This is a genomic window from Aeromonas sp. R3-1, from assembly GCF_040908345.1.
GTDB lineage: Bacteria > Pseudomonadota > Gammaproteobacteria > Enterobacterales > Aeromonadaceae > Aeromonas > Aeromonas veronii.
This window is the reverse complement of the sequence record NZ_JBFODN010000242.1, coordinates 53,756-76,419: the sequence shown is the minus strand read 5'-3', so window position 1 is coordinate 76,419 and position 22,664 is coordinate 53,756. Positions and strand designations below refer to the sequence as shown.

Genomic DNA, 22,664 nt, shown 5'->3' with positions numbered 1-22,664 from the left:
TGCCGCCTCCACCCGCCTCTGAAAATGCCCCATAATCAGGAAAATGAGAGGAGGAGTTATGGGCAAGCTGGTAGTGATGATCTTGCTGAGCGGTCTGCTCAGCGCCTGCAGCAGCGGGCCGGTGCGGGTGCACGGCGCCGACGTGAGCGTGGACGATACCCGGATCCGGGTCAGCGATGGGGATCGGGGGGGTTACGGTACCTTCTGTCCGCCGGGACAAGCCAAGAAAGGGCGCTGCTAGCGCCCTTTTTTACAGTCATACATCTTCTGGTCCGCCTGCTGCAGCAGCTGTTCCAGCGCAGGCGGCGAGCGTCCGTCATAGTGTCCCACACCGATCGAGCAGGCCAGCTGATAGGGTTTGCCGCTCTCCTGATTGAAGACAGCCAGAGCCTCGGCAAAACGGGCCAATACCCTTGTTATCTCAAGAGGCCCTGAACCCAGCAGCAGCACCGCAAATTCATCGCCCCCCAGCCGGGCAAAAATATCCGCCTCCCGAAAAACCCGGCACATCAAACCGGCCATCTGTTGCAAGGCATCGTCACCCACATCGTGCCCAAGCTGGTCGTTGATCTCCTTGAAACGGTTGAGATCGATGAACAGCAGGGTAGCCTCCCGCTCCTGCCGGTGAGCCAGTTGCAGACATTTTTGAGCCAGCAGCATGAAGCCGCGCCGATTGGTGATACCGGTAAGGTCATCAAGCGTAGCCAGCTGGATGGCGGCCAGCTCACGTTCCACCATCCCGGCCAGATCCGTCAGTAAGCCCTGTTGGCGGGAATCTAGCAGTCGCGGCTTGCGGTCAATGATGCACAGAGTGCCCAGCTTGTAGCCTTCGCCAATCTGTAACGGGCAGCCAGCATAGAAGCGGATATGGGGTTCACCGGATACCAGCGGATTATCGGCAAAGCGCAGATCCTGCCTGGTATCCTCCACCACGAACAACCCATCTCCGAGAATGGCATGCCCGCAGAAAGAGACGTCGCGCGGCGTCTCCTGCACCGGCAAACCACAACAGGATTTGAACCACTGTCGGTTTTCATCCACCAGCGACACCAACGAGATGGGCACATCAAACATGCTGCGCGCCATCCTGGTGATCCTATCGAAACGCTCCTCGGCGGAGCTGTCGAGAATGGAGATCCGGCGCAATGCGTCGAGGCGCAATCTTTCATTGTCAGGGATAGCCGGTGTTTGCATGGTTGACTCCAGCAAGTGACATGGAAGTCACTAGCATAGCAACCAGCTCCGAACAAATCTCAGCTATATACAAAAACAAAAAAGCCGCTCGATTGAGCGGCTTTTTTACAGGCAGAAGCAAATTACTTCTTCTTCTTGGCCTTGGCGTTCGGCAGGTCGGTGATGGAGCCTTCGAACACTTCGGCGGCCAGGCCCACGGACTCGTGCAGAGTCGGGTGAGCGTGGATGGTCAGCGCGATGTCTTCGGCGTCGGCCCCCATCTCGATGGCCAGACCGATTTCACCCAGCAGTTCACCACCGTTGGTACCCACGATGGCACCACCGATGACGCGGCCGCTCTCCTTGTCGAAGATCAGCTTGGTCATGCCGTCGGAGCAGTCGGACGCGATGGCGCGACCGGAAGCCGCCCACGGGAAGGTGGCCACTTCGAAGTTCAGCCCTTGTTGCTTGGCTTCCTTCTCGGTCAGACCAACCCAGGCCATCTCTGGCTCGGTGTAGGCGATGGACGGGATCACTTTCGGATCGAAGTAGTGCTTCTTGCCGGCGATGACTTCGGCAGCCACGTGGCCTTCGTGCACACCCTTGTGAGCCAGCATCGGCTGGCCCACGATGTCACCGATGGCGTGGATGTGCGCCACGTTGGTACGCAGCTGCTTGTCCACCTCGATGAAACCGCGCTCGGTCACGGCAACGCCGGCCTTCTCGGCATCCAGCATCTTGCCGTTCGGCACACGACCTACGGCAACCAGCACGTTGTCGTAACGTACCGGCTCGGCCGGGGCGTGCTTGCCTTCGTAGGAGACGTACAAGCCGTCTTCACGGGCTTCAACTGCGGTGACCTTGGTCTCCAGCATGATGTTGAACTTCTTGGCCACGCGCTTGGTGTAGATCTTGACGATGTCTTTATCGGCAGCCGGTACCAGCTGGTCGGCAAATTCCACCACGTCGATCTCGGAACCCAGGGAGGAGTACACGGTACCCATCTCCAGGCCGATGATGCCGCCACCGATAACCAGCAGTTTGCCAGGAACGGTTGTCAGCTCCAGCGCATCGGTAGAATCCCATACGCGCGGATCATCGTGCGGGATGAACGGCAGCTTCACCGGACGGGAACCGGCAGCGATGATGGCGTTGTCGAAGGTCACGGTGGTTTTGCCGTCGGCACCTTCCACTTCCAAGGTGTTCGGGCCGGTAAATTTACCGAAGCCGTTAACAACCTGTACTTTACGCATCTTGGCCATGCCAGCCAGACCGCCGGTCAGCTGGTTGATGACTTTCTCTTTCCACAGACGGATCTTGTCGATGTCGGTCTGCGGGGCACCGAAGACGATGCCGTGCTCGGCCAGCGCCTTGGCTTCTTCAATGACTTTGGCGACGTGCAGCAGCGCCTTGGACGGGATGCAACCCACGTTCAGGCAGACGCCCCCCAGGGTGGAGTAACGCTCGACGATAATGGTATCCAGACCCAAGTCAGCCGCACGGAAGGCAGCGGAATAACCGGCAGGGCCAGCACCCAGTACTACGACCTGGGTTTTGATTTCTTTACTCATCATGACCTCTTTGTCGTTCTTATATCCCCGGACAGCGCAGTCTTAAACCAGAACGAGGCGGCTGCAGCCGTGAAAAAAACGGGGCAAGTTTACAATCCTGTTAACGAAATGAGAAGTAAAAAGGGCAGGCTCTGGGCCCGCCCTCTCACTTACAGGACCAGTCGACGAATGTCGGACAGCACGCCGTTCATGGTGGTGATGAAGCGGGCTCCATCGGCACCATCGATGACGCGGTGGTCGTAGCTCAGGGCCAGCGGCAGCATCAGGCGCGGCGCAAACTCTTTGCCGTTCCACTTCGGCTTCATCTCGGACTTGGAGACGCCCAGGATGGCCACTTCCGGCGCGTTGACGATCGGGGTAAAGCTGGTACCGCCGATGCCACCCAGGCTGGAGATGGTGAAGCAACCGCCCTGCATGTCGGCAGCGGTCAGCTTGCCGGCACGGGCCTTCTTGGAGATCTCGGCCAGATCGCGAGACAGCTCCATGATGCCCTTCTTGTTGACGTCACGCACCACGGGCACAACCAGACCGTTGGGGGTATCCACCGCCACACCGATATGGATGTACTTCTTCATGATCAGCTTGCTGCCATCTTCGGACAGGGAGCTGCAGAAGCGCGGATGGGCTTCCAGCGCCTTGGCGGCGGCTTTCAGGATGAACACCAGCGGGGTGATCTTCACGTCCGCCTTCTGCTTCTCGAGCATCGCGTTCTGCTCTTTGCGGAACGCTTCCAGCTCGGTGGTATCGGCTTCGTCGAACTGGGTGACATGGGGGATCATGACCCAGTTGCGGTGCAGGTTCGGACCGGAGATCTTCTGGATCCGGGTCAGATCGACCTCTTCCACATCACCGAACTTGCTGAAATCGACCTTCGGCCATGCCAGCACACTCATGCCGTTGCCATTGCCAGTGCCTTGACCTGCAGCCGGAGCGGACTCGGCGCGCTTGACCGCATCCTTCACGTAGGCCTGCACGTCTTCTTTGACGATGCGGCCCTTGCGACCGGAGGCTTTCACCTTGGCCAGGTTGACGCCGAACTCGCGCGCCAGACGGCGCACGGCCGGAGAGGCGTGTACGTAGGCATCGTTGGCAACGAAGTCGGAGGCGGCAGCAGCCTGGGCAACCGGAGCCGGAGCTGCGGCAACAGGGGCAGCAGCGACCGGGGCGGCAGCCTGAGCAACCGGGGCAGCGGCGGCGGCCGGAGCAGCACCAGCCACTTCGAATACCATGATCAGGGAACCGGTGGAGACCTTGTCACCCGCCTTCACCTTGATCTCTTTGACCACACCGGCGAACGGCGCAGGCACTTCCATGGAGGCCTTGTCACCTTCCACGGCGATCAGGGACTGGTCGGCTTCAACCTTGTCACCCACGGCGACCATGATCTCGGTGACTTCGACTTCGTCGCCACCGATATCCGGTACGTTGACATCTTTGGCCGCAGCGGCAACCGGGGCAGCAGCCACCGGCGCGGCAGCTTGGGCCGGAGCAGCAACGGCAGCAGGCGCAGCGCCAGCCACTTCAAATACCATCACCAGAGAACCGGTAGAGACCTTGGCGCCAGCGGCAACCTTGATCTCGACTACGCGGCCTGCGAACGGTGCCGGTACTTCCATGGAGGCCTTGTCACCTTCCACGGCAATGATGGACTGGTCAGCTTCTACCATGTCGCCCACGGCAACCATGATTTCAGTCACGTCCACTTCGTCGTCACCGATGTCCGGTACGTGCACATCTTTGCGCACGGCAGCGGCAGGTGCGGCGGCCGGAGCAGCAGCAACCGGTGCAGCCACTTCAGCAGGGGCGGCAGCGCCTTCGGCTTCGAAGATCATGATCTGGGAACCGGTGGCAACCTTGTCGCCCACCTTGATCAGGATCTCTTTGACGATACCGGCGGACGGGGCCGGTACTTCCATGGAGGCCTTGTCGCCTTCTACCGCGATGATGGACTGATCGAGTTCGACCTTGTCACCCACGGCCACCATGATCTCGGTGACTTCAACTTCATCGGCGCCGATATCCGGCACCATAATCTGTTTGGACATTGTGCTTTATCCTCTTGCGTGCATCCGCGTGACCGACTGCTGTCACGCGTCTCTCGCGTTAACCTTTGCAAGGTCGTGCCGGGCAGCGAGTCCCGGCACGACACTTGATCCTCTTACGCGTACAGCGGGTTGACCTTGTCGGCATCGATGCCGTACTTGGCGATGGCGTCAGCCACAACCTGCTTGTCTACCTCGCCGCGCTTGGCCAGTTCGGTCAGGGCAGCAACCACCACGTAGAATTCGTTCACTTCGAAGTGACGACGCAGGTTGGCACGGCTGTCGGAACGGCCGTAACCGTCGGTACCCAGCACGCGGTAGTTCTCGGTCGGTACGAAAGCACGCACCTGATCGGCGAAGGACTTCATGTAGTCGGTCGCAGCGATGGTGGCTTCGGAACCCAGTACCTGAGCGATGTACGGTACGCGAGCTTCGGCAGTCGGGTGCAGCATGTTCCAGCGATCCGCGTCCTGACCGTCACGAGCCAGCTCGTTGAAGGAGGTGACGCTGAACACATCGGAGCCGATGCCGTACTCGCTGGCCAGGATCTGGGCGGCGGTGCGCACGTGACCCAGGATGGAGCCACAACCCAGCAGCTGTACCTTTGCCTTGGTGCCGGCCACGGTTTCCAGCTTGTAGATACCCTTGCGGATGCCTTCCTCGGCGCCTTCCGGCATGGCCGGCATGGCGTAGTTCTCGTTCAGGGTGGTGATGTAGTAGAAGACGTTCTCCGGCTTCTCACCGTACATGCGACGCAGACCATCCTGTACGATCACCGCTACTTCATAGGCGTAGGACGGGTCGTAGGAGACGCAGTTCGGGATGGTGTTGGCCAGGATGTGGCTGTGACCATCTTCGTGCTGCAGACCTTCGCCGTTCAGGGTAGTACGACCGGAGGTCGCACCCAGCAGGAAGCCACGGGCTTGCTGGTCACCGGCTGCCCACGCCATGTCGCCGATCCGCTGGAAGCCGAACATGGAGTAGTAGATGTAGAACGGGATCATCGGGCAATCGTTGGTGCTGTAAGAGGTCGCAGCAGCCAGCCAGGAGGACATGGCGCCCAGCTCGTTGATACCGTCTTGCAGAACCTGACCCTGCTTGTCTTCCTTGTAGTAGGAGACGATGTCGCGGTCTTGCGGGGTGTACTGCTGACCGTGCGGGCTGTAGATACCGATCTGGCGGAACAGACCTTCCATACCGAAGGTACGGGCTTCGTCAGCCAGGATCGGGACGATGCGCTTGCCGATGGACTTGTCTTTCAGCATCACGTTCAGGGAACGCACGAACGCCATGGTGGTGGAGATTTCGCGCGCCTGTTCACCCAGCAGCGGACCGAAAGCATCCAGCGCCGGGATTTCCAGCTTGGTGGTGCTCTCGCGCAGACGGGTCGGTACATAGCCCTTCAGCGCCGCACGACGGGCGTGCAGGTATTTGTGCTCTTCGGTACCCTCTTCGATCTTCAGGTACGGCAGGGTTTCCAGCTGCTCGTCGGTGACCGGCAGGTTGAAACGATCGCGCAGGTGACGCACTGAGCCCAGATCCATCTTCTTGACCTGGTGCGCGATGTTCTTGCCTTCGGCCGCTTCACCCATGCCGTAACCCTTGATGGTCTTGGCCAGGATCACGGTCGGCTTGCCCTTGGTCGCCGCAGCCTTGGAGAAGGCGGCGAACAGTTTGCGAGGATCGTGACCACCGCGGTTCAGGGCGAAGATCTCCTCGTCGGTCATGTCTTTGACCAGCGCGGCGGTTTCCGGGTAACGGTTGAAGAAGTGCTCGCGCACGTAGCCGCCATCACGGGACTTCATGGTCTGGTAGTCACCGTCCACGGTCTCGTTCATCAGCTGGATCAGCTTGCCGGAAGTGTCTTTCTTCAGCAGCTCATCCCACTTGCGACCCCAGATCACCTTGGTGACATCCCAGCCGGCGCCGGAGAACAGGCCTTCCAGCTCGTTGATGACCTTGCCGTTGCCGACAACCGGGCCATCCAGACGCTGCAGGTTGCAGTTGACCACGAACACCAGGTTGTCGAGCTTTTCACGCACGGCAACGGTCAGCGCGCCCTTGGCTTCCGGCTCATCCATCTCGCCATCACCCAGGAAGGCGTAAACGGTCTGCTCGGAGCAATCCTTGATGCCACGGTCGGTCAGGTACTTCAGGAAGCGAGCCTGATAGATGGCGGCGATGGGGCCCAGACCCATGGAGACGGTCGGGAACTGCCAGAAGTCCGGCATCAGTTTCGGGTGCGGGTAGGAAGGGATACCCTTGCCATCCACTTCCTGACGGAAGTTGTCCAGCTGCTCTTCGGTCAGACGACCTTCGGCGAAGGCACGAGCATAGATGCCCGGGGAGATGTGACCCTGGAAGTAGACCAGGTCGCCACCGTCCTTCTCGCTGCGAGCGCGGAAGAAGTGGTTGTAGCAGACTTCGTAGATGGTCGCGGAAGAAGCGAAGGAAGACATGTGACCACCCAGGTCCAGGTCTTTCTTGGAAGCGCGCAGCACGATCATCATGGCATTCCAGCGGATGATGGCGCGAATGCGGCGCTCCATCTCCAGGTCGCCCGGGTAGTCCGGCTCTTCGCTGGACGGGATGGTGTTGATGTAATCGCGGTTTGCCTTGGCAGCCACGTCCACACCGCTTACGCGGGCTTTCTCGGCCAACTGTTCAAGGATGAACTGAGCGCGTTGCGGACCCTCTTCACGCAGCAGGGATTCCAGAGAGGCAAGCCACTCCAGCGTTTCTATCGGGTCCACATCGTTCTTCAGGATATCAGACATGGCTGGTTCCTATGTTGTTGTGATTGCACGGCATTGCACGGCGAAGGGCGCAAGCATTCGACAATAAAGCCTTGTGGGATTAGTTTTCCTGCTGACGGATCCGACGCATGGATCGCTGGATCCGGCTGTCTTCCCTCTGCATATCCAACAAGGTGTCCTCGATAAAGGCCAGATGCTCATGACAAGCTGCTCTGGCCCGCTCCGGAGCCCCCGAAAGAATAGCCTCGATCAGATTCGCGCGATGGCGACGTATCTTGGCTACCACTCCCGGGCGGCGATTCAAAATCTCGTTATTCTGCAGAATGTTCTGTTCGAGCATCGGGCTCATGGCCCGTAGCAGGTGCAGCAGCACCACGTTGTGGGACGCCTCGGCCACCGCCAGATAGAACTGGGTGACGGCTGCCGACTCGGCCACCAGCGAGCCCAGCTGGCCCGCCTCTTCGATGGTGGTTTGCACCTGACGAATACGCTCGAAATCAGACCCGGTTCCCCGCAAGGCCGCGTAGTAGGCACAAATGCCTTCCAGCGCGTGGCGAAACTCCAGCAGGTCATACTGGGCTTCCGGGTGGGTACTGAGCAGTTCGAACAGAGGATCGGCGATCCCCTTGCTCAGGGCATTCTGCACATAAGTGCCGCCGCCCTGACGGCGATAAAGCAATCCGCGCGCTTCCAGTCGCTGGATGGCTTCGCGCAGGGAGGGGCGCGATACCTGAAACTGGATGGCGAGTTCCCGCTCGGGAGGCAATTTCTGCCCCGGCTGCAGGCTGCCTTCCAGAATCATCTGTTCCAGCTCGGCGACAATGGAGTCGGCCAACTTGGGTTGCGTAATCTTGCGATAGGGCATGAGGCTACTTTGTTAAATTGGTATTACCAATTTTATGGATGGGGCGAAAATTAGCAGAGGCCTTTTGAAAAGTCCACTCAAAAGATGATCTGAGTCAAGAATCACCCCCACCACTTAAGGGGTAAAGCAGGGGAAACATGATTTAGCTCATAGAAAATGGTCTGACCAATATTCTTGACCTCGCTCACAAATAACATTTGCGCAACCAGAGACAAAAATGGCCTGCCAGATAGGCAAGCCATTGATTTTAAAATCCAAACTAAATTTGAATATTTACTTTAGCTGTTTAGTAACTGACGGTAGTAATCCCACTGGAAACTGGCTCCGGGATCCGTCTTGCGCCCTGGTGCGATATCGCAATGGCCGACAATATTTTCGTGGGTGATGGCCGGATAGCGCTCCGAGATGGCTCGGGTGAGCCCCGCCAGCGCCCGGTATTGAGCCTCGGTATAGGGGGTTTCGTCAGTCCCTTCCAGCTCGATGCCAATGGAGAAGTCATTGCATGCCTCCCTTCCCAGCCAGCTCGATACTCCCGCATGCCAGGCACGCTCGCCGAACGGCACATACTGCACCAGCTCGCCATCACGGCGGATCAGGCAATGAGCCGAGACCCGCAGCTGATGGATACCGGCAAAATAGGGGTGAGCCTCCGGGTCGAGTCGTCCCATAAAGAGATCGTCGATAAAGGGACCGCCAAACTCCCCAGGCGGCAAGCTGATGCCATGAACCACCAACAGGGAGATATCATCCGGCGCTGCCCGTTCGTTGTGATGGGGAGAAGGCACCCGGCGCGCCTGCTGGCACCAGCCTGCGGCATCGATAGAGAAACAAGGTTGCGAAGCGAGTTGAGTCATCGGCTACTCGAGTTGGCTGATAAATGGCGAGAAAACGAAGATACCTGATAGGCAATCCGGCACCAACTCACTGAATCCAAGGGAAATGGTATGTTAGGCTGAGTCATCTTCCGCTCGATATGGATGGGGTATGCAGCACACGGCACGCTGGATGTGGTTACTGGCCTGGCTCTCTTTGATGGGCCTGCTGACCCTCTATTTTCACTCCCGCAACCAACCAAGCGTCACCGCCAGCGGCGAGCTGTTGCTGCGGGCCGACCAGAGCGGCCACTATCGTCTGGAGGGTGCCATCAACGGCCAGCCGGTGCAACTGCTGCTCGATACCGGCGCCACCCGCATCACCATCCCGCAGCAGGTTGCCGAGCGCCTCGGCCTGACCGCTTATGGCAGCAGCCAGGTCAATACCGCCGCAGGGCAGATCCGGGTTGGCAACGGCACCATCGAAACGCTGGCGATGGGGCCATTGACCTTGTACGATCTGGCCATCTTTATCAATCCGGCGGCAGACGGTGACGAAGTGCTGGTTGGCATGAACGCCCTCGGTCGGCTGGAGCTGGTTCAAAAGGAGCGGCAACTGCTGCTCAGACCCTTGCAGGAATAAGGCATGTTTCAACAGGATGTCAGCCGCGCCGTGCGCGCCGCACTACTCGAAGATCTGGGCGATGCCCTCACCACGCTGGACCAACCGGACGCCAGCGCCGATATCACCGCCCAGCTGATCCCGGCGGATCGGATGGCCAGCGCCCGGGTGATCACCCGTGAAGCAGGCGTATTCTGCGGCCAGCCTTGGGTGGATGAAGTCTTCCTGCAACTGAAGGCCCAGCTCGGTGGCGAAGTGAAGGTGGAGTGGAAGGTGCAGGATGGCGAAGTGCTCTCCCCCAATCAGGAGCTGTTCCGCCTCCATGGCCCCGCCCGCCTGCTGCTGACTGGCGAGCGCAATGCCCTGAACTTTGTCCAGACCCTTTCCGGCGTCGCCACCCTCACCGCTCGCTATGTGGCAGAGCTGGAGGGCACTGACTGCCGTCTGCTCGACACCCGCAAGACCATCCCGGGGCTGCGCACCGCCCAGAAGTACGCGGTCACCTGTGGCGGCGGCAAGAATCATCGCATCGGCCTCTACGACGCTTACCTCATCAAGGAGAACCATATACTCGCCTGTGGCGGCATTGCCGAGGCAATTAGCGAGGCTCGTCATCTCAATCCGGGCAAACCGGTAGAGGTAGAAGTCGAAACGCTGGCAGAGCTGGAACAGGCGCTGGCGGCACACGCCGATATCGTGATGCTGGACAACTTCGACGTGACCATGATGCGGGAAGCGGTCTCCATCAATCAGGGCCGCGCCAAGCTGGAAGTCTCCGGCAATGTGACGCTGGACACCCTGGCCGAGTTTGCCGCCACCGGTGTCGATTTTATCTCGGTCGGGGCGCTGACCAAGCATGTACGGGCGCTCGATCTCTCCATGCGCTTTATCCAGCAGTGAGATTCACCCCGCAGGCCTGAGCAAATACTCGACCTAAGCGGATAAACAACTTGCAAAAGGCGCCATGGGCGCCTTTTCTTTATGCAGGATCCCTCAGCAAAGGAGTGTAATGACGGACCCGCTTTCACCCGTAACAAAGAGTCATAAGAAGCCACTTATTTTATGACTCGCATCAAGTTTTTGGTAAATGACATGAAAGTAGTTAACAAAGGCAGCAATCTCTGTTGCCACCCCTGACAGCTCGGATAAGATACTGACGTTCGGACGATTTTCTACCGACACTTCCCAGGAACCAAGGATAAAAGGATATTTCAAATGAAGAAACAATCGGGTTTTACCCTTATTGAACTGATGATCGTGGTCGCGATCGTGGCCATTTTGGCGGCGGTAGCGCTGCCGGCTTATCAGAACTACACCAAAAAAGCCAAGATGACAGAGTTGGTTGCAGCTACTGGTGGAGCAAAAACAGCAATTGAAGTATGTGTCCAAACCAAAGGTGAAGTCGCATGTACACCAGGGGAATTCGGTATTCCAGACTCAACCCCGGCACCAGCATCTGGTGCAGCAGCATCGTACACACCGTTGGCTGTAGACAAAGATGGCGGTACTGGTGAATACACCATAACTGCAGAGGCAAAAAACCTTAGCCCTATAACTGATGGCGTCCAAGTTAAGTTCACCAGTACCGGTGCAAAAGCACCTCCTATCAAATGGGCAGTCACCTGTGTACCAGGAACCTCTTCTGAAGAGCAAGCAGACATTGATGCATACTGCCCCAATTAATGACATCTAATCCCAATAGCGGCCTGGCGTTAAGCCTGGCCGCCTCTTCTCTGATAAGTGAAGAGGACTCCCAGCGCTATCTGAGCCAGGCCAAGGCTCAGCGCAAACCCTTTGTCACATTTCTGATAGAGAACGAGATCCTCGACAGCAAGGCGCTGGCGGATTTTTGCGAGCTGGAGTATGGGGTACCTCTGCTGGATCTTGCTGCCTTCGATTTGGCCGAGATCCCGCAGAAGTACCTCAATCAGAAGCTGATTGAGAAACACCATGTGCTGCCCATCTACACCCAGGGCCACACCCTCTATATCGCCATGTCGGATCCGACCAATGTCTCGGCGTTGGAGGACTTTGGCTTCAGCTTCGGTCTTCATACCGAAGCGCTGCTGGTGGAGGAGAACAAGCTCACCGCCGCCATCGGCAAACTGCTGGAGAGCGAAAATGACGCCCTCGGCATGGAGGATATCGACGAATCCGAAATTTCGGATCTCGAGGTCTCCGACGAGAACAGCCGGCTGGACGAGAGCGTCAATACTGCCGATGACGATGCTCCCATCGTCAAGTACATCAACAAGATCCTGATGGACGCCATCAAGCGCGGCGCCTCCGACCTGCACTTCGAGCCCTATGAGTTCAAGTATCGGGTGCGCTTTCGCATCGACGGCATTCTGCATGAAATTGCCACACCGCCGGTCAACCTCTCCAACCGCTTCTCCGCCCGCCTCAAGGTGATGGCGCGGCTCGATATCGCCGAGCGGCGGCTGCCACAGGATGGCCGCATCAAGTTGAAGCTGTCGCGCAACAAGTCGATGGATATGCGGGTCAACACCCTGCCCACCATGTGGGGGGAGAAGATCGTTATCCGTCTGCTCGACTCCTCGGCGGCACGCCTCAATATCGAGCAACTCGGCTTTGATGACCGGCAGAAGGCACAGTACCTGCGCGCCCTCTCCAAGCCACAAGGGATGATTCTGGTGACCGGCCCCACTGGCTCGGGCAAAACGGTCTCGCTCTATACCGGCCTCAATATTCTCAACACCACCGAGGTAAATATCTCCACTGCCGAAGATCCGGTGGAGATCAACCTGCCCGGCGTCAACCAGGTGCAGGTCAATCCCAAGGCGGGGCTCACCTTCGCCAGCGCCCTGCGCTCCTTCTTGCGGCAAGACCCGGATGTGGTGATGGTGGGTGAAATACGGGATCTAGAAACCGCCGAGATCGCCATCAAGGCGGCGCAGACCGGCCATCTGGTGCTCTCCACCCTGCACACCAACTCCGCCGCCGAGACCCTGACCCGGATGATGAACATGGGGGTTCCGGCCTTCAACATCGCCTCCTCGGTGACCCTGATCATGGCCCAGCGGCTGGCCCGTAAACTGTGCGACCACTGCAAAGCGCCGGAAGTGGTGCCGGAAGCCGAACTGCTGGAGCTGGGCTTTACGCCGCAGCAATTGGCAGCCGGACTGCGACTGTTCAAACCGGTCGGTTGCAAGGAGTGTTCCGGCGGCTACAAGGGACGGGTCGGCATCTACGAAATCATGCTGATGTCGGAGAACATCGCCAAATTGATCATGCAAGGGGCAAACTCCCTGCAAATCGCCGCTATCGCGCAGAAAGAGGGGATGCGAACCCTGCGTACCTCGGGACTGGAGAAAGCCCGGCTCGGGGTCACCAGTCTGGCCGAGGTCAACCGGGTCACCACCAACTGAGCCGCGTAGCGGAACGACCCGCCGGTTTGGTTGGCAGAACGCATCATTCGCCCACAAACTCGGTATGGATGGTAACCCGAGCGACAGAATAATCAGGTATTAAAGTGACCGGGCTGGCGCCAAGAAGGTACCACCCACCCTATCAGTACCCCGCAGGCATCAAGCCAGTCGGGCACCTTGACCAGGTTGGTGACGTGCAGAGCCAGGCTCTGACAACCAACCCCATTGCAGGATGCAAAGATGGCAACCCTAACGAAAAAGAACAATGCCCCCAAGAAAGTCTTCGCCTTCCGCTGGCACGGGGTTAATCGCAAGGGGCAGAAGGTCTCCGGCGAGCTGCAGGCCGACAGCATCAACACCGTCAAGACCGAACTGCGCAAGCAGGGGGTCAACGTCACCAAGGTGGCCAAGAAATCCCAGGGGCTCTTCTCCAAGGGTGGCGCCAAGATCAAGCCGATGGATATCGCCATCGTCTCACGCCAAATAACTACCATGCTCTCCGCCGGTGTACCGCTGGTACAGAGCCTGCAGATCATCGCCCGCAGTCACGAGAAAGCCTCGATGCGCGAGCTGATGGGGCAAATTGCCGCCGATGTGGAGACCGGCACCCCCATGTCGGAGGCGCTGCGTCGCCATCCTCTCTATTTCGATGATCTCTACTGCGATCTGGTGGAAGCCGCTGAGCAATCCGGTGCGCTGGAGACCATCTACGACCGTATCGCCACCTATCGGGAAAAGTCGGAAGCGCTCAAGTCGAAGATCAAGAAGGCGATGTTCTACCCCACCATGGTCATTCTGGTCGCCATCGTGGTCACCTCCATCCTGCTGCTGTTCGTCATTCCGCAGTTCGAGGATATCTTCAAGAGCTTTGGTGCCGAGCTGCCGGTGTTCACCCAGTTTGTTATCGGCATCTCCCGCTTTATGCAGAACTGGTGGTATGTCTTCTTTGGTGGCACAGCCCTTGGCATCTTCCTTTACGTGCGGGCCTGGCGGGCCTCCCAGAAGGTGAAAGACAATACCGACAAGTTCGTCCTCACCATTCCGGTGGTCGGGATGATCCTGCACAAGGCGGCGATGGCTCGCTTTGCCCGTACTCTGTCAACCACCTTCTCCGCCGGTATTCCGCTGGTGGATGCGCTGATTTCGGCGGCTGGCGCCTCGGGCAACTATGTCTATCGCACCGCGGTCATGGCGATCCGCAACGAGGTAGTGGCCGGTATGCAGATCAACGTGGCGATGCGCACCGTCGATCTCTTCCCCGACATGGTGATCCAGATGGTGATGATCGGTGAGGAGTCCGGCGCCATCGATGATATGCTCTCCAAGGTCGCCACCATCTTCGAACAGGAGGTGGATGATCTGGTCGATGGCCTCACCAGCCTGCTGGAACCCCTCATCATGGTGGTGCTCGGGGTGCTGGTCGGCGGCATGGTTATCGCCATGTACCTGCCCATCTTCAAGCTGGGCGACGTGGTAGGCTGATTTATCAGGGCGTGGCACCACAACCATGCCCTCCCCCCAATTCAATAACTGACGGTTGGTTATGACACTTCTTCTCGAGCTGGCTCACAGCTTGCCCTGGCTCTACTTCTCGCTGGTTTTTCTCTTCTCCCTGATGATCGGCAGTTTCCTCAATGTGGTTATCCACCGCTTGCCCATCATGCTGGAGCGAGAGTGGCAGGCCGAGTATCACGGCTACTTTGCCCCCGATGAGGAGGCCGCTGCGCCAGAGCGCTACAACCTGATGGTTCCGCGCTCCGCATGCCCTCACTGTGGCCACGCCATCACTGCGCTGGAGAACATCCCGCTGTTGAGCTGGATCTGGCTCAAAGGGCGTTGCCACGACTGTCAGGCCCCCATCTCGGCCCGCTATCCGCTGGTAGAGCTGCTGACAGCCCTGCTCTCGGTGGCCGTTGCCATGGTCATAACACCGGGCTGGGGGACGCTGGCCGCCCTGTTGCTGACCTGGGTGCTGGTCGCCCTCACTTTTATCGATCTCGACAAGATGTTACTGCCCGACCAGCTCACCCTGCCACTGCTGTGGGGTGGGCTGCTGTTCAACCTGGCAGGCGGCTTCGTGCCGCTGGCGGATGCCGTGATCGGCGCCATGGCGGGCTATCTGGTGCTCTGGAGCCTCTACTGGGCTTTCAAACTGCTCACTGGCAAGGAGGGGATGGGCTATGGCGACTTCAAGCTGCTGGCGGCGCTGGGCGCCTGGCTCGGCTGGCAGGCGCTGCCCATTATTTTGCTACTCTCATCCCTGGTCGGCGCCGTGATCGGCATCAGCCTGATCGCCTTGCAAAAACATCATCAGGGCAAGCCCATCCCCTTCGGCCCCTACCTCGCCATCGCCGGCTGGATTGCGCTGCTATGGGGCGATACCATCACCCGCTGGTATCTCTCTACCCTGATTTGAGCAAGAGGCCCCCATGTATGTAGTTGCTATCACAGGTGGTATCGGCAGCGGCAAGACCACTATCGCCAATCAGTTTGCCGCGCTGGGTATCGAGGTGGTGGATGCCGATGTGATCGCCCGCGAAGTGGTCGAGCCGGGCACCCCGGCCCTTGCCGCCATCGCCGACCATTTTGGCCCTGATGTGATTGAACCTAGCGGTCAACTCGACCGTCGTGCCCTGCGCGAGCGGGTCTTCAGCGACCCGCAGGCCAAGGGGTGGCTCAATGCCCTGCTCCATCCGCTCATTCGCAGCGAAATGCTGCGCCAGTGTGCCGCGGCCAGTTCTCCTTACTGCCTGCTGGTGGTGCCGCTGCTGGTGGAGAACAAACTCACTGGCCTCGCCAACCGGGTGCTGGTGATCGATGTGGATGAAGCCACCCAGATTGAGCGCACCTGCCGCCGTGATGGGGTATCGGCCGAGCAGGCCCGTGCCATCATCGCGGCCCAAGCGAGTCGGGTGGAACGCCTCGCCGCGGCGGATGATGTCATCGAAAACCACAATGGTAGCGAAATGGCGATTAAAACGCGGATTTTGGCGCTGCACGAGACATATCTGGCAATTGCCTCTCAACAAGCCCGCCAAGTGTGAGTACACTAGGCCGGTTTATGGCTGGCCAGGATTAGGCATGATTTACGATTTCCCCCTCAATGAAAAAAGCCGGACCTATCTTCGTCTGGAGTCCCTGTTTTCCCAGATCCGCGACAATCTGGAGAGTGAACAATCCTGGGCACATATCGCCTTCTTCAAAGGGCTGTTCGATCTGCAGGAGTTGCTGGAGCGTGGTGACCTGCGCGCCGACCTCATCAAGGATCTGGAGCGTCTCGGCCAGCGTCTGAGTCACTGGGCCAGCCTGCCCGATGTCGATCTGGAGCAGATCAAACTGATGCAGCAAGAGAGCAGCCAGCTCTCCCGCAACCTGCTCAACTCGCCACGCCCGGGTGCCCGCCTGAAAGAGGATCGTCTGCTCGGCTCCATCCGCCAGCGCTTCTCCATCCCGGGTGGTCTGTGTGCCTTTGACGTGCCGCAGCTGCACCACTGGCTCGGCACCCCGGCCATCACCCGTCACCAGCAGATGCAGGGCTGGCTGAGCGATATCAACCTGCTGATGAATGCCATCACTCTGCTGCTGCGCCTGTGGCGTGAATCAGGCAGCTTCAGCGAGCAGGTTGCCAGCAACGGTTTCTTCCAGGACACCGCCGAGAGCGCCGAGCTGATCCGCATCAAGCTGCCGGGCAATCTGTTCTGCTACCCGACCCTGAGCGGCCACAAGAACCGCTTCGCCCTGCGCTTTCTGCCCACCGCAGAACAGCCGATTGGCGACGTGCCGTTCCAGCTCGCCTGCTGCTAAGGAGCGCTTATGGTCACCAAGGTAAAGTGCCCGACCTGTCAGAGCGAAGTGGAGTGGGGCCCGCAGAGTCCGTTCCGCCCCTTCTGCAGCAAGCGCTGCCAGCTGATCGATCTCGGCGAATGGGCCGATGAAGAGAAGCGCATCCCGGGGGAGATCAACCCGGATCTGCTGCCGGAGCCGGAAGAGGGCGATCAGTGGCTATAAGCCCTTGGTCACTCACCTCCGCAATATGAAAAAAGGGCCGATTGGCCCTTTTTTCATACTTGTTGATTGCTGCCGGCTCACGCCAGCAGACCCTGTAGCCGCGCTACAATCGGGCCATTGGCATCGGGGAAGTGGTAGTTGTGCAGCTCGGCCACCGGCACCCACAGACACTCCTGCCCCTCTTTGCCGAACGGCTCACCGCTGAAACGGGTCACCTTCCAGATATCCAGCAACACCTGCTTCTCGGGGTAATCGTGCTGCAGTTCCATAAAGGGGGCACAATCCAATACCCGGATGCCGATCTCTTCCCACAGCTCCCGATCCAGCGCGGTGAGCAGATCCTCACCGGACTCCACCTTGCCACCGGGAAACTCCCAGCGATCCCCCTGATGGCGATCGGAGGAGCGCCTGGCGATGAAGATATCGCCCCGTTCATTCTCGATGACGCCAACCGCCACCCAGATCCGTTTTTTCTGTTCCATCTTGGTACCTTTACACGCGATACATGACCGGGCCGTTCGATGCGCCCAACCTCTGGCTGGGTGAACGACCGATAATGCCTGATATCCGATAATCCTTTGCAAAGTGGCGCCACTACTGTGACTTCGCCACCTTCTGACAAAAACAAGGCGGGCACTTGGCCCGCCTGTTATGGCATAGCGTCGATCAGGTCAACTGACCGTGGCAGTGCTTGTACTTCTTGCCAGAGCCGCACGGGCAGGGATCGTTGCGACCGACCTTCTGCTCGTCACGTACGAAGGTGGTATGCCCCTCTTCGCCTGCGGCCTGTTCATCGGCCAGCTGGCTCTCAGCGGCGGCGTGGGTATAGGTGCGGGGAGCGGCTTCCGCCTGCTGGCGTTGCTGCTCTTCCATCGCTTCCACATCGCGCTCCTGCACCTGAACACGGCTCAGGATGCTGACCACGTCGCGCTTGAGGGTTTCCAGCATCTGGGTGAAAAGATCGAAGGATTCGCGCTTGTACTCCTGCTTGGGGTTCTTCTGGGCGTAACCGCGCAGATGGATGCCCTGACGCAGGTGATCCATGGCCGCCAGATGTTCTTTCCAGAGGCCATCCAGAGTTTGCAGCATCACTGCCTTCTCGAAATTGCGCAGCACCTCTTTGCCGACCAGCTCTTCCTTGTGGGCATAGAGCTTGGTGGCTTCGTCCAGAATGCGCTCGCGCAGCTTCTCTTCATACAGCTTGTCATCTTCCGCCAGCCACTGTTGCAGCGGCAGATCCAGCGCGAAGTCCGCCTTCAGGCGTGCTTCCAGACCCGGCACGTCCCACATCTCTTCCAGAGACTGGGGCGGGATGTATTCGTCGATCACCGCGCCGTAGACGTCGTCACGGATAACGTGGATGGTCTCGGAGATGTCGCTGGTATCCAGCAGCTCATTGCGCTGCTCGTAGACCACCTTGCGCTGGTCGTTGGCAACGTCATCAAACTCCAGCAAGCTCTTGCGGATATCGAAGTTGCGACCTTCCACCTTGCGCTGGGCGTTTTCGATCGCCTTGGTGACCCACGGGTGCTCGATGGCTTCACCCTCTTCCATACCCAGCTTCTTCATCATGCCGGTCACGCGATCGGAGGCGAAGATCCGCATCAGTGTATCTTCCATGGAGAGGTAGAAACGGGATGAGCCCGGGTCACCCTGACGACCGGAACGGCCGCGCAGCTGGTTATCGATACGGCGGGACTCGTGACGCTCGGTACCGATAATGTGCAGACCACCGGCGGCCAGCACCGCATCGTGACGCACCTGCCAGGCGGCTTTCAGCTCGGCAATCTGCTCGCTGGTCGGGTTCTCCAGCTTGGCAATCTCTGCCTGCCAGTTACCGCCCAACACGATGTCGGTACCACGACCGGCCATGTTGGTCGCGATGGTGACCGCACCAGTCTGACCGGCCTGGGCAACGATCTCCGCTTCCATGGCGTGGAACTTGGCGTTCAGCACCTTGTGCGGGATCTTCTCCTTGGTCAGGATGCCTGAGAGCAGCTCGGAGTTCTCGATAGAGACAGTACCAACCAGTACAGGCTGGCCCTTGGCCACACACTGACGGATATCTTCGATGATGGCGGCATACTTCTCATTGGCGGTCAGGTAGACCAGATCGCCCATGTCCTTGCGCACCATTGGCTTGTTGGTCGGGATAACCACGGTATCCAGGCCATAAATCTGCTGGAATTCAAAGGCTTCGGTATCTGCAGTACCTGTCATCCCCGCCAGCTTGTTATAGAGACGGAAGTAGTTCTGGAAGGTGATGGATGCCAGCGTCTGGTTCTCGTTCTGGATCTTCACCCCTTCCTTCGCTTCAACGGCCTGATGCAGACCATCAGACCAGCGACGACCCGGCATGGTACGACCGGTGTGCTCGTCAACGATGACGATCTCGTCTTTCTGGACGATGTAGTCGACGTTGCGCTCGAACAGGGTGTGAGCACGCAGACCCGCATTGACGTGGTGCAGCAGGCTGATGTTGGAGGCGGAGAACAGGGAGTCGTTCTCATCCAGCAGCCCCTCTTTCTTGAGCAGCTCTTCCACGAAGATCTGACCGTTTTCGGTCAGCAGTGCCTGACGGTTCTTCTCGTCCACCGTGTAGTGACCGTCACCGGTGTACTCTTCGGTGTCTTCCTTGTCCTGCTTGACCAGCAGCGGGATCAGCTTGTTGACGCGAATATAGAGCTCTGAGCTGTCTTCGGCCGGGCCGGAGATGATGAGCGGAGTACGGGCTTCATCGATAAGCACCGAGTCCACCTCATCCACCAGCGCGTAGTTGAGCGGACGCTGTACGCGCTGTTCGGGCGAGAACGCCATGTTGTCGCGCAGGTAGTCAAAACCGAATTCGTTGTTGGTACCGTAGGTGATGTCGGCGGCGTAGGCGTCACGCTTCTGGGATGCGTCCATACCGGGCACGTTGCAATCGACAGTCATGCCGAGGAAGGCGAACAGCGGACGGTTCGCTTCCGCATCACGCTTGGCCAGGTAGTCGTTCACCGTCACGACGTGGACGCCACGGCCGCTCAGGGCGTTCAGGTAAGCTGGCAGGGTGGCGGTCAGGGTTTTACCTTCACCGGTTTTCATTTCCGCGATGCGGTTGGAGTTCAGCACCATACCGCCGATCAGCTGCACGTCAAAGTGACGCATGCCGAACACCCGCTTGGAGGCTTCACGCACGGTCGCGAACGCTTCCGGCAGCAACTGCTCCAGGGTCTCACCCTGCTCGATACGCTGACGATATTCAGCCGTTTTGGCCTGCAATTCGGCATCGGAGAGAGCCTCGAACTGCGGCTCCATGGCATTGATCTGTTTTACAATTTTGCGCAAAGCCTTGAGCGTTCTGTCGTTCCGGCTGCCGATAATCTTGGTAAGCAGTGTGCTAATCATGGGTACCAACTATTTCTGGTTATAAAAGCGTTCCGTCACTGGAACCTGAAGAAAAAAACCTAACCCCGTCTGGCACTGAGAAAGCGTGCGGGGTTGACCTGACGACCGTCTTTCAACACTTCGTAATGCAGATGGACCCCGGTCGCGCGACCGGTGCGTCCCATCAAGGCAATCTTCTGACCCTGATCAACCAGGGTGCCCACCTCGACCAGCAACTTGGAGTTGTGGGCATAGCGGGTGACCAGGCCATTGCCGTGATTAATCTCCACCATATTGCCAAATTCCGGATGACGGCCCGCCCAGCTGACAATGCCGGGCCCGGTGGCCAGAATCGGGGTTCCGGGTTTGCCACGGAAATCGACCCCTTTGTGCATCTTGGCACGCCCGTTGAACGGATCGACCCGTCCACCAAACCCGGACGAGACCCAAACTCGCTCCTGTTTGACTGGCGTGCCGGAAATAAAACCGGCATCGGTGATATGGTGATTCATGATGAAAGATTCAAGTACCGACAGCTGCTCTTCACGGCTACTGAGCTGCTGGCTGAGGTGTTTCATCGAGGCTTGCAGCTCGTTGAGGCTCACTTCCAGCTCTTCATCATAAGAAGGGCCGCCCATGGGGGGCAGCTCTTTGAAATTGAACTCGTCGGGATCGAGATCGGCCTGCTCGGTCAATCGTTCGCCGAGGGCATTGAGACGGCCAAGCTGGCCCTGCATGGTGCCTACCTGAGCAGCCAGCATTGCCAACTGTTCACGGGCTTCGTCGCCACTCTGGTCGACGGACTGTTGCTCGGCAACGGCAAGCGCCACTTCCAGCGCCTCCATTTTCTGGTGCCAGCTCTGCCAGAGCCAACCACCACCAAGGGCCAACAGGGAGAAGAGAATACCGCCGACCCAGGCCAGACGTTGTTTGGGCAGGTGCAACTTGCGTCGCTGCTTGCCGTGGAGGATCAGGGTAATGCTCATAGAAATCAGTCTGCTCGGTCAGGTGCGGCCAGGAGCCTGCACGGGAAATAAAACCGGGAGATAATCGGTATTAAAGGATGGAGTAAACAAATGACGGAACGTCGGTGCGGAGAGAGGACCGACGTTCCGTTGCACAGCTATCAGGCCAGAACCAGACCGTTATCGTAGTAAGCGATAGGCGCTTTGTCGCCCTCACCCTCGAAGGTCACCAGTTCCCAAGCCTCCTGCTCGGCCAGCAAGGCACGCAGCAGCTTGTTGTTCAGGGCATGTCCGGTCTTGTAGGCACGGAACTCACCGATGATGCTTCGGTTACACATATAGAGGTCACCGATCGCGTCCAGCATCTTGTGCTTGACGAACTCGTCCTCATAACGCAAACCGTCTTCGTTCAGCACCCGATAGTCGTCCAGTACCACGGCATTTTCCAAGCTTCCGCCCAGCGCCAGGTTCTGGGAACGCAGGTACTCGATATCACGCATGAACCCGAAGGTACGGGCACGGCTGATCTCTTTCACGAAGGAGGCACCGGAGAAATCCAGTACGCAACGCTGATTGCGCCCTTCAAAGACAGGATGCTGGAAATCGATCTCGAGATCCATCTTGAAGCCGTTGCGATAGGGGTGGAATTCCGCCCACTTGTCGCCGTCTTCAACCCGGATGCTCTTCTTGATCCGCACAAACTGCTTGGCAGCATTCTGCTCACGGATCCCGACTTCCTGCAGCAGGTAGATAAAGGGATGCGCACTGCCATCCATCACCGGGATCTCGGGCGCGTCAACCTCAACGTAGAGGTTGTCGATCCCCATCCCGGCCAGCGCGGCAGAGAGGTGCTCAATGGTAGAGACACGGACACCGGCTTCGTTGACCAGAGCGGTACAGAGCACGGTATCGCGCACCTGATCGGCATTGGCTGGCAGCTCCACCACAGGATTCAGGTCGGTACGCAAGTAAACGATCCCTGTGTTCACAGGCGCCGGACGGAACGTCATAGTGACTTTCCGGCCCGAATGCAGGCCGACACCAGTCGCCTGTACACTCGTTTTCAAGGTTCTTTGTCTAATCATGGGTGTACCC

20 protein-coding genes are annotated in these 22,664 nt (G+C 58.8%); 10 read left to right on the top strand and 10 right to left on the bottom strand.

Features of this window, described 5'->3' with window-relative positions; genetic code table 11:
• Positions 1–58: 58 nt before the first annotated feature.
• On the top strand, positions 59–241 hold the full coding sequence (locus tag AB5Y85_RS16080; RefSeq protein ID WP_011707560.1) for a hypothetical protein: 183 nt from the start codon (positions 59–61) through the stop codon (positions 239–241).
• Here the strand turns inward: AB5Y85_RS16080 and AB5Y85_RS16075 are convergent.
• From AB5Y85_RS16075 to ampD, 6 genes are all read right to left on the bottom strand, one after another.
• Positions 238–1,194, bottom strand: coding sequence for a diguanylate cyclase (locus tag AB5Y85_RS16075; RefSeq protein WP_045525666.1), 957 nt, complete (start codon positions 1,192–1,194; stop codon positions 238–240). The two genes, AB5Y85_RS16080 and AB5Y85_RS16075, sit on opposite strands and share 4 nt — an antisense overlap.
• Positions 1,195–1,316: 122 nt before the next feature.
• Positions 1,317–2,744, bottom strand: coding sequence for a dihydrolipoyl dehydrogenase (gene lpdA / locus AB5Y85_RS16070; protein ID WP_017409445.1), 1,428 nt, complete (start codon positions 2,742–2,744; stop codon positions 1,317–1,319).
• A gap of 149 nt (positions 2,745–2,893) precedes the next feature.
• A complete protein-coding gene (aceF, locus tag AB5Y85_RS16065; protein WP_257686554.1) occupies positions 2,894–4,789 on the bottom strand; it encodes a pyruvate dehydrogenase complex dihydrolipoyllysine-residue acetyltransferase in 1,896 nt (631 codons plus the stop codon).
• 113 nt (positions 4,790–4,902) lie between these two features.
• Complete coding sequence (gene aceE, locus AB5Y85_RS16060) at positions 4,903–7,563, bottom strand: pyruvate dehydrogenase (acetyl-transferring), homodimeric type (RefSeq protein WP_368221784.1); 2,661 nt, start codon at positions 7,561–7,563, stop codon at positions 4,903–4,905.
• A 79-nt stretch (positions 7,564–7,642) separates the two neighbouring features.
• Positions 7,643–8,407, bottom strand: coding sequence for a pyruvate dehydrogenase complex transcriptional repressor PdhR (gene pdhR, locus AB5Y85_RS16055; RefSeq protein ID WP_257700219.1), 765 nt, complete (start codon positions 8,405–8,407; stop codon positions 7,643–7,645).
• Between the two features lie 278 nt (positions 8,408–8,685).
• Positions 8,686–9,261: a 1,6-anhydro-N-acetylmuramyl-L-alanine amidase AmpD gene (gene ampD, locus AB5Y85_RS16050; RefSeq protein ID WP_368221782.1), complete on the bottom strand. Its 576-nt coding sequence runs from the start codon at positions 9,259–9,261 to the stop codon at positions 8,686–8,688.
• A gap of 130 nt (positions 9,262–9,391) precedes the next feature.
• Here ampD and AB5Y85_RS16045 point away from each other — a divergent pair, with 130 nt between their 5' ends.
• The 9 genes from AB5Y85_RS16045 (at position 9,392) to yacG (ending at position 17,238) form a co-directional block, all read left to right on the top strand.
• Positions 9,392–9,862 (top strand): TIGR02281 family clan AA aspartic protease, encoded by a 471-nt coding sequence (locus tag AB5Y85_RS16045; RefSeq protein ID WP_005336129.1) that lies wholly within the window; start codon positions 9,392–9,394, stop codon positions 9,860–9,862.
• 3 nt (positions 9,863–9,865) lie between these two features.
• Positions 9,866–10,741 carry a carboxylating nicotinate-nucleotide diphosphorylase gene (nadC, locus tag AB5Y85_RS16040; RefSeq protein WP_368221780.1) on the top strand — a complete coding sequence of 292 codons (876 nt, stop codon included), beginning with the start codon at positions 9,866–9,868 and terminating at the stop codon, positions 10,739–10,741.
• 315 nt (positions 10,742–11,056) lie between these two features.
• Positions 11,057–11,524, top strand: coding sequence for a prepilin-type N-terminal cleavage/methylation domain-containing protein (locus AB5Y85_RS16035; RefSeq protein WP_368221778.1), 468 nt, complete (start codon positions 11,057–11,059; stop codon positions 11,522–11,524).
• The gene (gene tapB, locus AB5Y85_RS16030; protein ID WP_368221776.1) at positions 11,524–13,230 is read left to right on the top strand and encodes a PilB family type IVa pilus assembly ATPase TapB; all 1,707 of its coding nucleotides are present in this window, start codon (positions 11,524–11,526) and stop codon (positions 13,228–13,230) included. The genes AB5Y85_RS16035 and tapB overlap by 1 nt, the downstream gene beginning before the upstream one ends.
• 240 nt (positions 13,231–13,470) lie before the next feature.
• Positions 13,471–14,712: a type II secretion system F family protein gene (locus AB5Y85_RS16025; protein ID WP_368221773.1), complete on the top strand. Its 1,242-nt coding sequence runs from the start codon at positions 13,471–13,473 to the stop codon at positions 14,710–14,712.
• A 61-nt stretch (positions 14,713–14,773) separates the two neighbouring features.
• Positions 14,774–15,646 carry an A24 family peptidase gene (locus AB5Y85_RS16020; RefSeq protein ID WP_368221770.1) on the top strand — a complete coding sequence of 291 codons (873 nt, stop codon included), beginning with the start codon at positions 14,774–14,776 and terminating at the stop codon, positions 15,644–15,646.
• Between the two features lie 13 nt (positions 15,647–15,659).
• The gene (gene coaE / locus AB5Y85_RS16015; RefSeq protein ID WP_368221768.1) at positions 15,660–16,274 is read left to right on the top strand and encodes a dephospho-CoA kinase; all 615 of its coding nucleotides are present in this window, start codon (positions 15,660–15,662) and stop codon (positions 16,272–16,274) included.
• A gap of 37 nt (positions 16,275–16,311) precedes the next feature.
• Complete coding sequence (gene zapD, locus AB5Y85_RS16010; protein ID WP_005336141.1) at positions 16,312–17,034, top strand: cell division protein ZapD; 723 nt, start codon at positions 16,312–16,314, stop codon at positions 17,032–17,034.
• Between the two features lie 9 nt (positions 17,035–17,043).
• Positions 17,044–17,238, top strand: a complete 195-nt coding sequence (gene yacG, locus AB5Y85_RS16005; protein WP_005336142.1) for a DNA gyrase inhibitor YacG — start codon at positions 17,044–17,046, stop codon at positions 17,236–17,238.
• A 77-nt stretch (positions 17,239–17,315) separates the two neighbouring features.
• Here the strand turns inward: yacG and mutT are convergent, their stop codons facing one another.
• The 4 genes from mutT to lpxC form a co-directional block, all read right to left on the bottom strand.
• The gene (gene mutT / locus AB5Y85_RS16000; RefSeq protein WP_019444787.1) at positions 17,316–17,720 is read right to left on the bottom strand and encodes an 8-oxo-dGTP diphosphatase MutT; all 405 of its coding nucleotides are present in this window, start codon (positions 17,718–17,720) and stop codon (positions 17,316–17,318) included.
• Between the two features lie 184 nt (positions 17,721–17,904).
• Complete coding sequence (gene secA / locus AB5Y85_RS15995) at positions 17,905–20,625, bottom strand: preprotein translocase subunit SecA (RefSeq protein ID WP_128816090.1); 2,721 nt, start codon at positions 20,623–20,625, stop codon at positions 17,905–17,907.
• Between the two features lie 59 nt (positions 20,626–20,684).
• Positions 20,685–21,590, bottom strand: a complete 906-nt coding sequence (locus AB5Y85_RS15990; RefSeq protein WP_005355107.1) for a M23 family metallopeptidase — start codon at positions 21,588–21,590, stop codon at positions 20,685–20,687.
• A 140-nt stretch (positions 21,591–21,730) separates the two neighbouring features.
• On the bottom strand, positions 21,731–22,654 hold the full coding sequence (gene lpxC / locus AB5Y85_RS15985; RefSeq protein WP_005336146.1) for a UDP-3-O-acyl-N-acetylglucosamine deacetylase: 924 nt from the start codon (positions 22,652–22,654) through the stop codon (positions 21,731–21,733).
• Positions 22,655–22,664: the final 10 nt, after the last annotated feature.